The 13,541-nt window shown below is 44.0% G+C and carries 12 protein-coding genes and 1 pseudogene; 12 read left to right on the forward strand and 1 reads right to left on the reverse strand.

Annotated features, from left to right (window positions below):
* The first annotated feature begins 161 nt into the window (after nt 1-161).
* Genes CWC18_RS00875 through CWC18_RS00885 form a run of 3 tightly spaced genes read left to right on the forward strand, consistent with a single transcriptional unit; the run spans nt 162 to nt 4,393 of the window.
* Nucleotides 162-701: a phage tail-collar fiber domain-containing protein gene (locus CWC18_RS00875; RefSeq protein ID WP_138592394.1), complete on the forward strand. Its 540-nt coding sequence runs from the start codon at nt 162-164 to the stop codon at nt 699-701.
* Nucleotides 701-3,673 carry a hypothetical protein gene (locus CWC18_RS00880; protein ID WP_138674494.1) on the forward strand — a complete coding sequence of 991 codons (2,973 nt, stop codon included), beginning with the start codon at nt 701-703 and terminating at the stop codon, nt 3,671-3,673. Before CWC18_RS00875 ends, CWC18_RS00880 begins: the two co-directional genes overlap by 1 nt.
* Nucleotides 3,674-3,682: 9 nt before the next feature.
* Nucleotides 3,683-4,393 (forward strand): hypothetical protein, encoded by a 711-nt coding sequence (locus CWC18_RS00885; protein WP_138674495.1) that lies wholly within the window; start codon nt 3,683-3,685, stop codon nt 4,391-4,393.
* Between the two features lie 799 nt (nt 4,394-5,192).
* Here the strand turns inward: CWC18_RS00885 and CWC18_RS00895 are convergent.
* Nucleotides 5,193-6,227, reverse strand: a pseudogene (locus CWC18_RS00895) (IS3 family transposase); the annotation flags it as partial.
* A 472-nt stretch (nt 6,228-6,699) separates the two neighbouring features.
* Here CWC18_RS00895 and CWC18_RS00900 point away from each other — a divergent pair.
* The 9 genes from CWC18_RS00900 (at nt 6,700) to CWC18_RS00940 (ending at nt 13,540) form a co-directional block, all read left to right on the forward strand.
* Nucleotides 6,700-7,461, forward strand: coding sequence for a hypothetical protein (locus CWC18_RS00900; RefSeq protein ID WP_138674497.1), 762 nt, complete (start codon nt 6,700-6,702; stop codon nt 7,459-7,461).
* Nucleotides 7,462-7,824: 363 nt separating this feature from the next.
* A complete protein-coding gene (locus tag CWC18_RS00905) occupies nt 7,825-8,730 on the forward strand; it encodes a baseplate assembly protein (protein ID WP_138674498.1) in 906 nt (301 codons plus the stop codon).
* On the forward strand, nt 8,727-9,389 hold the full coding sequence (locus CWC18_RS00910; protein ID WP_249930057.1) for a phage tail protein I: 663 nt from the start codon (nt 8,727-8,729) through the stop codon (nt 9,387-9,389). Before CWC18_RS00905 ends, CWC18_RS00910 begins: the two co-directional genes overlap by 4 nt.
* A complete protein-coding gene (locus tag CWC18_RS00915; RefSeq protein WP_138674499.1) occupies nt 9,382-9,927 on the forward strand; it encodes a phage tail protein in 546 nt (181 codons plus the stop codon). Before CWC18_RS00910 ends, CWC18_RS00915 begins: the two co-directional genes overlap by 8 nt.
* Nucleotides 9,927-10,592 carry a hypothetical protein gene (locus CWC18_RS00920; protein WP_138674500.1) on the forward strand — a complete coding sequence of 222 codons (666 nt, stop codon included), beginning with the start codon at nt 9,927-9,929 and terminating at the stop codon, nt 10,590-10,592. The genes CWC18_RS00915 and CWC18_RS00920 overlap by 1 nt, the downstream gene beginning before the upstream one ends.
* Nucleotides 10,592-11,032, forward strand: a complete 441-nt coding sequence (locus tag CWC18_RS00925; protein WP_138674501.1) for a hypothetical protein — start codon at nt 10,592-10,594, stop codon at nt 11,030-11,032. Before CWC18_RS00920 ends, CWC18_RS00925 begins: the two co-directional genes overlap by 1 nt.
* Nucleotides 11,023-11,955 carry a hypothetical protein gene (locus CWC18_RS00930; RefSeq protein ID WP_138674502.1) on the forward strand — a complete coding sequence of 311 codons (933 nt, stop codon included), beginning with the start codon at nt 11,023-11,025 and terminating at the stop codon, nt 11,953-11,955. The genes CWC18_RS00925 and CWC18_RS00930 overlap by 10 nt, the downstream gene beginning before the upstream one ends.
* A gap of 12 nt (nt 11,956-11,967) precedes the next feature.
* The gene (locus tag CWC18_RS00935; protein ID WP_138674503.1) at nt 11,968-12,486 is read left to right on the forward strand and encodes a hypothetical protein; all 519 of its coding nucleotides are present in this window, start codon (nt 11,968-11,970) and stop codon (nt 12,484-12,486) included.
* 217 nt (nt 12,487-12,703) lie between these two features.
* Nucleotides 12,704-13,540, forward strand: a complete 837-nt coding sequence (locus CWC18_RS00940; protein ID WP_138674504.1) for a baseplate assembly protein — start codon at nt 12,704-12,706, stop codon at nt 13,538-13,540.
* The last annotated feature ends 1 nt before the right edge of the window (nt 13,541 follow it).

Below are 13,541 nucleotides of genomic sequence, written 5' to 3' on the forward strand. Positions count from 1 at the left end.
TTCGATTTAAGTCATATCACAGTACAAAGTGCAGCCTGCAATTATGCAATAGGCATGACGCAGTTGCAGCAACATGCTGATGGGGATTTTACGCTTTGCCAAACTTATGTTGCTAACACCACACACACCACCACATTTCAAACTTCATACATGGAAATTCTATGAATACTTATCAACCGATTATTACGCAAGCCGGTTTAAATAAAGCGGTGAATGCGAAGGAAAAGGGCTTGAGCGTACACCTCAGCCATATCGCGATTGGCGATAGGGGGTACACACCAAACAAAAACCAAACAGCCCTTAAAAATGAAAAAGACCGGGTAGAGACGGGTGATGCTACCGACTACAAAAATGGCCAGTTTCGTGTGTCGGGTAAATTCACCAGCGACACCGACTATGCTGTACGAGAGGTCGGCTTTTTCTTATCAGATGGCACTTTATTTGCCCTTTGGTCACATCCTGACAATGTGCTTTTTTACCTCACCCCTATGGCAACGGTTGTGCAGGGGTTTGACTTATTACTCAGTGCCGCGCCGCACGATGCCATTACCGTCACCCACAATGGCGACTTAAAAATGTATTACGACGACGTGTTTATGCAAATGACCCAAGTACAAACAGAAATGCTGACTGCACAAACGCAAACCAACACCAATATTGTCAATCTTTATCAACAATTAGCCGAAAAAGGACTTTTATAATGAGCACCATCGAGTCACAAATTCAAAAACTCAATGACACAAATGCCGAGTTAGCTCGAGTAAATAATGAACTAACCAGCGCAGTTCGTACCCACACGAACGATATTAACAATGAAGTAGCAGCGGCAAAAAATACCATGGCAGCAGCCACAGCCAGCGCGATCAGCGAAGTAAAAGCCGATGCCAACGCAGTGAATGCTGAAATTAAAGCGCGCATGGACGACGCGGTAGTCCCTTGGCTACCAGCTATGACCAAAGTACAGTTTGATGCATTGTGTGCTGCTCGTAAGCAACAATATGCGGGCAGTGGGTTTGTTGAGTGGGGAAAGCATTACCGTGGCACCGTAAGTGATCCATGGCAAAATGTGAATGATGGATTGTATATGATTACAACTAATCCTCACGTAGCAAACACTATATTTTTGGGACGAGAAAATAGTGATAAAAGTGGCGCTAGTAAAACTAATCATGCTCATACTGTCGTCGATGGCGTCAAACAAAAACTCTACGGCACGAATTATTTCGGTACTAATGAAGCGACGGTTATTCGCTTCCCCCCAGCCCCAGACGGCACCAAAACCTACGACTCAGCCACAGGTGCAGCAACCCAACACGCCAACGCAGAGGTGGCATTCGCCGCTGAAACGACCACCAATAAAGTCATTACCTCACGCAAAGATCTGGTGTTTTTAGAGTCATGGCATGAAAAAATCGCTGATAAAGACGTGGTCTACCCGCTGGGCAACGTGCAATACGGCGCAAGCAGCTATGAAGGCGTCACGCTACTCAATAACTTGGTGGCACAAGGTTATTCCGCCTTTGGTGAGTGGGACGAAAACACCAAGGGCTATGGTGCTAAATGGTCATCACTAACCGACGCACAAAAAGCGCTGTTTTTAAGTGAGCCCGAACATAATATTTATTTTGACCCGCGTGCCAATGCGTATATTCAAGTGCGTTACAGAATAAGAGTTGTTGAAGGGCTTGGGGATGAATTTGACTACAGCTACGCATATAAAGGTATATCTAAAAGTTGGAGACCTAAGATAGATAGCACTAATTTCCCTTTCTTCAACGTTAGAGGTCAGAATGTATTATCTGATGACTATTATGATTCAGACTCTACGTCAGCTAACGGGTACTTCAATCCACCAGGTAATAGCCATCGTTGGTCAATTAACGACGGTGATTTTGAGGGTTACGCTTCAAAGAAGGGAATAGGACACAATAACAGATGTTTAGCAGTACCCATCGCCCTCGTCCAGCGTATGAACCAAGGCGCTTATCATCCAACTTATAATCCGATGGGGACAGCTAAGATATGGAGAGAAAATGGGTTTCAGGTTAAGTGGCATAGTTCTGAGGGTATACAATTCTTAACATCAAAAAGAGCATGTTTCGATTATTCAGTTATAGATACGTCTTGGGAACTAGGGAAGGTAGTTTGGGGTAGATTTGGACCGAAAATTAATGGCGATGAGGTCGTTGTTGGCCGCCAAGACCAATACAAATATCACGATGCCATCTACGCAGGACAGGTAGAAGACTTACGTCTCAATGCCAACAAGCTTGATATAAATAAGTTGCGTGAAGATGCAATACGTAAGGCAGTTTCAGGCACTTTGCGCGGGAAAGGTAAAGTGCCTTTCACTCGAGTGGGCACTGGCGTTGTTGAAGAATATACTGATTTAGGCGACGGATATTCAAGAGTGTATCTTAGTCATGTCTCAGGAATTGATGCTAGAACGGAGCTAGGAACTTCGACAAACAGAACCCCAAAATATAATGTGTATATCAAAAGCGAAACAACAGGGTTTGTCACAAAAAAGGCGGTCTACGTTAACTTTGCGGGAGCCGCAGCGTATATTTATTTTGCTAACTCTTTTGGGGAGGACTTTGTAATAGGCGACTCCGTTCAGATAGTGGATAGCGAAGATTACCTTTCCTCTGAATTCGACTCACTCCCTTGGGTAGATATTATAGGAGACCCTGAACGTATAGCCGCCACATTCCCCGATGGTGTGGTTGGGCAGTGGGTTCCGCAGATTCCTTTAGATGATATAAGCCAGCCATTCATATTTAATCGTAAGAGTGTACAAGGTAATTACTCAAGAATTTTTACAATTGATGACGGTGCGTCATGGACAAAGAACACACATACAATACAAGAAACACTTAACCGCACAGATGCTACATTCCCAGATTCTCGCTATGTTTCTTTGCTTCACTATGAATCCCATTCAAACTTCACAGAGCCTTCAAATAACACTGTAGTAGTGGGTGATGTCGGTGATGTGAGGTTTAATTCTGAGTATCGGGTTCAACGCGGTAATAGACTGCAGCATAGTTTGATTGGCGAAATTGGTAAAGACAGTAACGTGCCTTACGGTAATTTTAAACTAACAGATAATTTAATATTAGACGATGGCAGGCTTTACGGGAATGAAAACAATGGGTTTGGCCCACTGCATAACCCGATTGAAGCTAAGGCTTCTTCCGGAAACGAGGGCAATTCTGGTGTTAAAGCACTCTCAACTATCACTGAAAAAAATGGCTTATATTACTTACAGCTTCACGGCGCTGAGTTAAAACATACACCGATAACGCAAGCTGATATGACTATAATTAACGCTGATTCTCCTACAGGCGTTATTACGAAAGGCAAAGTATATTTGTTCAAGGGCTATGACAACGCGTTAATAAACAGACCAATTATTGCAATTGCCGACAATGCGAGTATTACATGGCGCAAACACGATTTTGACGGTTACACAATCAATTCTATTGGGCAAGTAATTAACCGTTTAGGCAATGTAGATCCTTTACTACGAGCTTTCGATAGCCACTGGGGCGATGACCAAACCATCCCCATTATCGATGGCGAAAACGTCAAAACCGACCTCAACGGCAATACCGTGAAAGTTTTCTGCCACCACACACAAGTCCCTCTTGGCATAGCGCATAACGACTAAGGAATACTTATGACTCAAGAACAAATAGAAGCACCAACCAACGACGAACCGGCACTTCAGCCGGTTGTCACATACCAAGACGTACACACCAAAATTGCGCTGCGTCACCCGCAAGCGCAAATTAATGAAGCGCTCACAGCGGCCATTGCACACGAGCAAACTACATTTGATGACGCACACGCAAACTGGGTAATTGAATGTGAACAAGTGCAGCAAGTAATTGATGCAGCTAACACACACAATGAAGCAAACCCCGAAGAGCCAAAGCCTACCCCCGAGTTACCTGCAGAGCCGATGATTGATTTAGCACGACGCCGCGCCTGTTATCAGGTCGAATATGTGACCGTTGATTTAGCGCTCACCACCGAAGCAGCCCCCGCTAAAGTGGTGTATGACGACGAGGCATTAATTGCCTATCAGCACCCTGCAACCGAAGCGCACAGTGCTGAACACATTGAACAAGTCAAACGCGAACGCTTTAAAGCCCAGCGCGCCATTGATGTTGCGGCCATTACCGTTGAGGTTGAAGGGCTGGTATTTGATGGCAATGAAACAGCACAAACCCGTATGGCCCGTGCGGCGCTGGTAATGGACGACACGGAAAGCGTCTCTTGGGTATTGGCTGACAATAGCCAAACTCGTGTGAATAAAGCGCAATTGGTCGCTGCATGCAAAGCTGCTGGCCTTGAACAAACTAGGTTATGGATGAATGAGGGCTAAATACCTAAATTAATAGCTAACTAAAAAAATAGCTAAATAACCAAGTCAATTTTGTATGGCCTATTACAAATCAGGTAGGCCATACACTGTGTTACAGCTCCCCGAGCAATATTGGCTTTGCTACTGAGGTCTTGCCACACAATAAACTATGGTTTTGACCGCTCACCGCCTCGTGGATCCTGAAATGAATTCAGGAAGACAAAGAGCTAATCTAATAAGTATTAGCTCAGACTAGATCTTATATCTAAAACATCGAAATCTTTTTAGCCATTAAGTTACCTTTGCCAAGCGTTAAAGAGGTGCGGTGCTTATTTCTATGTTGTTTAATTCGCTGCTGGCTGCTTTTTAGCCGCCGGCTAGCCAACTCACTAACCTTCTGATTTTCATCTTTTTTAAAGCCAACTCTTTAAAGCCTTTCCTTAGTCACTTTCTTAGTAACTCTTCCTTTAAGAATACCCTCTTCAAAATCATATTATTTTAAATAATGCCTTTACAAACGTCGCCTATTTTCTCGCTGTCACACAGGCTCTTCTCAAACACAGTCTTCTCAAATAACGCTTTTTCTAGCAGAATCAATGCACATCACGATTTTTTTACTGTTGGAACATTACTTTTAATGGCGTTTTTCAGTGCTTTTTTGTTTAATTTTACCCATTCCATCGCAAATACATTAGCGAGCCGCTGTGCTCAGTTAGTCACTCAGTGAACTGATCTCGTGTACTTTCATCAGCACACAGGTGTATCTGTCGCGCATACCAGATATGAACATACTGTTCTGCGCAACTAATTGAGGACATTTTCTTAAGGAAGTTTGCTCATACTCTGCTGGCGACAGCTCACCATTAGCTGTATGAAGTCGTGCTAAGTTGTAATAGCGCATATACGCCATTACATCATTTCTCATATGCTCACGAGTTGGTTGAGGAATTTTCAATAACCAGTCATGTTTTAAGCTCACGAAGAAGCGCTCATCAACCGCATTGACGCACCGACATCGCCTGTATTGGCCCTGACGCCATAGTTCCATAGTAATCGTCGATATTGTTTACTGGCGTACTGTGAACTTCTGTCAGAGTGAAACACTAAGCCCTCATCATAGCTTTGCTCACTAAGTAAGTCGTCATTCGTTTATCAATATGTCAGCCAACTATACAACGAGAATATAAGTCCATAACGATAGCCAGATACATCCAGCCTTCGCCAGTTCTTCAGTACGTCACATCTCCTGTCTATATCTGATTTGGCGCAACAGGGTTAAAGTTATGATTTAACAAAGTATCAGTAACGGCATCACTGTGTTTGCGTCTGGTGGTTACCTTGTATGCCACTTTTTGAGTAACAACTAAGCCAAGTATTGCCGTTAATTTCTAAACGCCATATTTACTGACGTAAAAGTGCTCACTGCGTAACTTCTTTCTAAGGTCTCGATAGCCTATGGTATTTCGGCTTACCCTCATCACTTTGCAGAGTTTAACCACGGTAAACATAGAAGATAACTGCTTTATCGTTTTAAACGTTACTTGGTTTCCTTTAGCAGGAGGGCGCTTGCTTTTTTTAATATTTCTTTCTCCATCCTTAGCTTTTTATTTTCCTTACATAGCCCTAGCAATTCAGCCCGTTCGTCTGCATTTAAACTGGCGCCTGACTGCTCAGCTGCAGCCTTGGCTTTCCAGTTATAAAGTAACTTATCCGTGATACCTAAAGATGCTGCTGTCTTTGATACGCTATGACCTTGAACGATTACCAATACCACAGCTTCTTGTTTAAATTCAGCCGTGTAATTTCTGTTGGTTCGTTTTGTCATTAACACCTCAATAATTAGATTATATTCCATTATTAACGTGTTCGGTTTGATTAAAGCAGATCAGTCTTCAATAAGTTCGACTATTAGGGCAATTAGTTTACGTTGCCCAGTTGACAGGGCTAGGTTGGTAAAGCAGCTGTTTTCAAAGCGGGTTTTATGATCGACTTGCAGTTTATTGAGTAGCTCATTCACTTTTTTGCCGTCTAAGTGATCTAGGCCGTATAGCTTGTCAAATAAAAGTTGGATACAGCAACGGGAACAACGCCTGCTTCCTAGCTGTTTGAGCATCAAGCACAACACCATAAAGCGTATGCATAACCCTGTAATGACTGGGTTTTATGGTGCAGCGAAGGTTTTTAACTGGGTAGGGCAGGTTTGACCGTTTATCTGCCGTCATAGTTGCTATCATAAGTCTATAATTGAGCGTTAACCCCTTAGTGACCTCTGTTTCATTTATACATACCCAGTCCCTTAGCGCAGTTCACCTTTTTTTGGAACCATTATGGATAACATCTCCCCACGATTTGCTGTGGCGCATGCTGCACAGCAGACGCTAATGACCATTCCATTTACGTTAATAAATACCGGCCAATGTCACGCGTCAAGCAGTGAAATTGTGATTGATAGCATGGCCGTACCTGCCACCAGTAACCCGTTGACGCACAATAAACCCCTGTACAACCGAGCGCACTATTTTTCGCCCACAGCGCAGCACAGTGAAACGGTATGGATCAAGTTTTTAGACGTGAGTGTGCCCAGTGGCCAACCTCCGGTAAATATCACTACCTTTGCAGGGGGCCACGCCTTAAATACGTGGGTAAAAGTGAGTCAGTGTGCGGTAAGTGGCGGGGAGCGTATTGCTCTTATTAACCCCAATAATAACACCACACAATGGTTTAGCACGAGTAATGCACAGCACATAAAGGCGCAAATTATTATGACCACCGCCTTTGAAACCGATGAATTTGATGTGATGCCGTATGTCGATATCATAGGTCACATTGACGATATTGTAGCGACCTTTCCCAAAGGGGTGATGGGGCAAATAAACCCAAATTATATACCCGACGGATCAGGGCTGCGGTTTAATTTAACCCAAAAAGCCCGCGACAAAGGCCCTGAATTTTGTGCCTATAAACATGGCGAACAGTGGCATACCGCAACGTCTGCAATGGCACTTGATACAACACAAAGCAGCATTAGCAGTGCCGACATTTTGCAGCCAAACAGTGTTGCCCTATATTTTTATGAAGCGATCACGTAGGCGTGGCTTTACGCCGCGCTGTTTTTTCAAATAACCCCGTAGGCGGGGCTTTACGCCGCGCTGTGTTTTCAAATCACCCCGTAGGCGGGGCTTTATGCCGCGCATGTATTTTCAAAGCGAGATATAAAATCTCGCCTACCAGCAAGGTGCAAACAACCCCGTAGGGGCGGCTTTATGCCGCGCATGCATCACGCCGCGAACGTATTTTCAAAGAGATTTTCAAAGCGAGATATAAAATCTTGCCTACCAGCAAGGTGCAAATAACCCCTGTGGGCGGGGCTTTACGTTGCGCATGTATTACGCCGCGCATGCATTACTTTACGCCGCACATCCTTCTTATTTTCATTATCAAAGACGTTTCTTATGCCAACATCTCAATTACTCGACTTATCCAAGTTGCCAGCGCCTGATGTGCTCGAACAGCTTGACGCTGAACATCTCCTCACGACCCTAAAAACAACATTACTCAACAATAACCCTGAGCTGGCCAGTGCATTAGCCCTTGAGTCAGATCCACTCACCCAGCTGCTAAACGCCTATGCGTATCAAAGCACATTATTGCGCGCGCGGGTTAACGATGCTGCTAAATCAAGCTTGTTAGCCAGTGCCACTGGGGCCGATTTAGAACACATTGGCGCACGCTACAGTGTCTCGCGCCTGGCTGGCGAGGCCGACGAGCGCATGCGCCAACGCATTCAAAAAGCATTTCACAGCTTAAACACCGCAGGTACGCAAGAAAGCTACGAATACCACACCTTGAGCGCTGACCCTCGGGTAAAAGATGTATTTGTTACTAGCCCCAGCCCGTCACACATAGTGATCACCATTTTAAGCAATGAAAACCCTAACGGGCTGCCATCTACTGAGTTAATGAGCACATTAGAAACCACCTTTGGCCTAAAAGCGGGCGATCAAAACTCAGTGTCAGAGGTGTTAAGCGCACAAAAAATACGACCAATTGGTGACCGAGTACAATTATTACCTGCTAAAACGCGCACCTTTAACTTACACGGCAAAGTTAAATTAGAGCTGGGCCCGGGTCATGCCCACGTAGAGCAACAAGTGCGTGACAAAGTCGCCACTTATTTAAAAGAACGCGCTGGGCTAGGCAAGCATATTAAGCGCTCGGCGTTGTTTGCGGTATTGCACCAAGCAGGGGTCGAAGAGGTAGAGCTTATCAGCCCCGCGCAAAACATTTTAGTCGCAAGCGATGAAGTTGCACTGTGTGATAACGGCCTAGCGGGGCTTGAGTTTGAGGTGCTGATATGAGCGATGCGATAGATGACAGTGACACCCCATTTCAACCGCTACATCAAGGCAGTGCACTGCAAACTCAGTTACAAACCCTAATTGGCCAAGAGCTAACCACCCTCGAACAAGGCGCGGATGTAGTCGCAACGCTTTGGCAGCCAGCGCATTGCCCGTTAGCACTGTTACCTTGGTTGGCATGGAGCCAAGGTATAAAAGAATGGGACGAACGCTGGCCTGAAGCCATTAAGCGCCAATTGGTAGCCGACAGCTACCAGCAGCATCAATATTTAGGGACTCGTTTTGCCATTACCAATGCCTTGGCACACTTTGATATGGGCGCGCAGATCAGCGAATGGTTTGAACACGAGCCGATGTCAGAACCGGGCACTTTTCGGGTTGATGTGTATGTGTCGCACCGAGGCATAGACTTACCGCTCATTAAAGAAACCCGCAAGTTGATTGATCGGGCTAAACGCAAATCAGTTGATTATAGTTTGCATATGAACCTGCAAGCATTTACAGATGTAAAAATTTCAAGCGTTAGTACGTCGTCTTTTTTGCCCACAATTTATCCATACTTCCAAAGCGAACTCTTAAGTAATACCAAGCTATTCATTTCAAGTATGAGCACATCATTGAATTTAATTACTATCAACCCAAGGAGAGAATATGTCTAGTCCTAAGTATTGGACCATGTTGACAAAAGCTGGTCGGGCTAAAATCGCGAATTCGATAGGCACCGGCATTAAAATAAATATAACCAAGTTTGCCGTAGGCGATGGTGTTATTCAAGCAGATGCAGAAGGGCTCACAAACGAACGATTTAGAGGGCTTATAAACACATCGACTGTCGTCGAGAACAACCCTCAATTGGTAGAGATTATTGGTATTGTGCCATCGAGTGTGGGTGGATTCTATGTTCGCGAAGCTGCATTTTACACCGAGGACAACGTAGCGTTTGCCATTGTTAAATACCCTGAAACATATAAACCGAATATTGATGATAACGCCAATGCAGAGTTGGGTATTAAAGCGATTATTGATGTCATTAATGCTGAATCTTTAGAACTCAAGATAGATCCAAGTATGGTTTATGCAACGCAAGAGTATGTTAGTAAACAAATCACAAAATTAGCTGGATTACTGTCACTCGACGGCGGTGCATTCACTGATTCCTACCCAGACTTACAATCCTTAGACGGAGGCGAAATATAATGTCAAACAAAATACAATTTAGACGCGGTGCAGACTCACGCAGAACCACAGTCACCCCAAGCTCAGGCGAACCAATTTGGGCTACAGACAGCAAAAAATTGTATATCGGAGACGGCGCAACAGCGGGCGGTATCGATATATTTTCATCGCTAGGCAACGCAATTCATAAAAATGCGGGGACGTCTGCAAACAATGTGTTGTTGTTAAACGGCGCGGGTAAAATTCCAGATAATGTATTACCAAGCCTTTCAATTAGCGACACATTTGAGGTGGCCAACCAGTCCGCCATGCTTGCGCTCAATGCACAAAAGGGCGATTTGGCGATACGTTCAGATGAAAACAAGTGCTACATATTGAACGCGCACCCCGCCAATTCATTAGCAAACTGGAAGCTACTAAAAACCCCGACAGATAACGTACTGTCAGTAAACGGTAAAACGGGTGCGTTATCCCTTGCTAAATCAGATGTGGGTTTGTCGAACGTTGAAAACTATTCTAAGGCGCAGTTACTTAGCTCGCCGTCACTAACTGGTTCACCCAAAGCGCCCACCAAATCATTGAGTGATAATAGTACAAACATTACAACGAGTGCATGGGTTCGCCGTTACGTTGATTCGCTGGGGCTGGCACCTGAAGGCGGCGCGATTGATGGGGGCGAATTTTAATGGCGCGGAAAATCCAGTTTAGGCGAGGGCCTGACGTTGACCGTGACGACACCGTGTTGTCAAACGGTGAGCCGGGCTTTTCGACTGATACTAAACAACTTTATATCGGGGACGGTGAAACCCTCGGCGGTGTGCCAGTTTTAATGTCAAAATTAGTCAATGTAAGCACACAAACTCAAGCAGCCGTAGGCGCGCGCTATTTATTTATAAACGTCACCAATTTAATTCTGCCCACAAGCGCTCCTGATTTAGCCACTTTAACAGTAACGCTCAGTCCTAACGCGGGTGCGACAAAAGACAACCCCGCGCGCGTTATCGCAGGGGCTAACAGTGCTATCACAGACGGTACAGGCAACTCAGATAGCGAGTATCAAATGGCCATACCCGGTGTAGAGAGAACATTTATATTTAGTCATGGAGGCTGGCAGATATGGCGTTAACAGATTGGGAAACACAGCAGAACCAAGGCGGCTTTAACAGTGATGGTTCGTTTTCAAACGGCTCTATAAGTTTATTACCTTGGCCTGAATTTACTGTGAATGGCGGTATTTATGATATTGACAGTACTGGCATAGCTAATCCATATGAAGCAGGAAGCTTTTTCAATGTTTCAGGGAATAATCTTGGGCGTTTCATTAATAAATACAACCGGTTAGGAGAAATAGAATGGACGTACGATTGTAAAAGGCTTTTTACATCACATACTGATGCAGACATCTACCACTTTTATGATGACGGAGCTAAAAAATGGCTGCTCGGTGTTATACAAACCGATCATTATCGTAAGCTTTTTAAGCTAAGTATTGATGGTAATGAATCCATGATATCAGACGACTATCTTCAAAGAGATGGGTCATTTAAAAGCTTTATTACGCTAGAAAATAACTCTTTGTATTTCACAATATCACTACCTTCTAGTGGTTCAGGTGTCACATATGAAACCAATATATCGACACTAAAAAGGGGAAGTCAAATATATGGACTGGGTTATGATAATAATAGGCAATATGGGGTCTCGTTATTTAATGGCTCAGTTATAATGTTTAATAACTCACTATGTAGTAGCCCGGGAGGATACTCTAATGATGTTGTTGTAACTAAATTTGCGTTGAATCGTGACTTATCAACCTCTGGTGCTTCATTACACAAATCTTACGTAAAAACTAAGCATTTATTGTGTCTAAACTCTTTCGGCGGTTTAAGTCAGTTGTCTAAAAATGTTTTTTATCACCAAGGAATTGATACTTCATATGTGGGTTACACTTCTGCGCTTGCGCCTTATCATGCTAGATTTTTCACACGCTCAGAGCTAGAAGGTTGGGTTTCAAATAGTATTTTTGCTACAACTGGTTTTAGATTGTAAGAGTAGGTGCCAATGAAAATTTTACTTAAAATAAATGCGGGGCTGATTGCGCCGCAATTACCTGATATTACTGGTTTATTCAAAGAGCAATCAACAGTGTTGATTGAAGGGCAATTATATCTATTTGCTAACTACGAAGGCGATAAGCAATTAGTTAGTGACTATGATGTGGAGTTATTTATTGCACAAAGAAATGAAGAAACCGCGCTAAAAAGCATTGTTATTGATACTGTATCGGGTCAATTGGACGGTTATGCAAACAATGACAACGAGTTCACAGTACCACAGCAATCAAACGAAGTGATAGCAACGGGTCAGCTCGCAATATCAGACCGCAGATTCAAAGTGCCTTTTAAACGCATTGACACAGGCCGCATTCAATTAATGCCAGCGCAAGTGCTAGATGGGCAGTTTTCTATACCGCTCAAGTTTGAAACTAATGGCATTTGGATTGTTAATCAGGAACTTGTTAACTCAGATTTTCAAACCCCGATTTTTGAATTAGTGGAGTATACCTTCTCGGTTTTGTAAATTTAACAATGCGATAAATTGAGAGGTATAGATTTAAGACAATCTATAGCGACTTACAGTACTGACATTGCATCAAGCTTGCACACTTTGTCATGCAAAACTAAGAGGTTTAATCACAGAGAAAGGGTGTATTAAATTGACTTTTGAAACGATGGAGTTTGATGTTTATGTCAGTACGTAACAACAGTGTGTTTCATCACAGCATACAGGGGGTGGCATGACCACACATATTGATTTACAAACCCTGCCTGAACCCAACATTATTGAATCACTGTCGTATCAAGACATATTAACGGAACGTAAAGCGCGTTTTATTGAATATGCTCCTGAATATGCACAAGCATTGGAGCTTGAAAGCGACCCAATTAATGTATGGCTACAGGTAGAGAGTTACCGCGAAGCGCTGTTGCGCCAGCGTATAAACGAGGCGGCGGCGTCTAATTTATTAGCCAAAGCAAAAAATAACGACTTACTGCACTTAGGCGCGTTCTACGGTGTGTCGCGCTTAGATAAAGAGTCTGACGAAGATTACCGCTTGCGTATTCGTGATAACACCATTGCCTCGAGTACCGCCGGCAGTGGCGTGCATTATCGCAAACATGCCCTCAATGCCGCACCGACTGAAATATTAGACGTGTCGGTGCAAAGCTTAAAAGACGGCGTGGTTACCGTTACCGTGTTGGGTGAAAAAGATCATGATGTAGACGAGGTAGTGAGCAAGGTAACAAAGGCAGTAATCGCCAGTGATGTGAAAATGCTCACCGACACCGTAGAGGTGAATAAAGCTGACTTAAAACACATTGAGGTGGAGGCGGATGTATATTTGCAAGAAAACACCTCAGAGCGGGTGTTTAACGAGTTGCAAGCAGCGTTAACACTGGCGTGGGAGCAAGAGGCTCGCCTCGGCTGGGACCTAACTCCCAGTTGGTTAAGCGCACAGCTCCACAAAAAAGGGGTACGCGATGTGGTGTTACATAAGCCTGACAAGCGCCAAAATATAGATAAAACGCAATGTGCGGCCATGGGGGCGATCACATTAAAGCTATGCCAGTGAG

Origin of the sequence: Pseudoalteromonas aurantia (assembly GCF_005886875.1) — a bacterium.
Classification (GTDB): domain Bacteria; phylum Pseudomonadota; class Gammaproteobacteria; order Enterobacterales; family Alteromonadaceae; genus Pseudoalteromonas; species Pseudoalteromonas aurantia_A.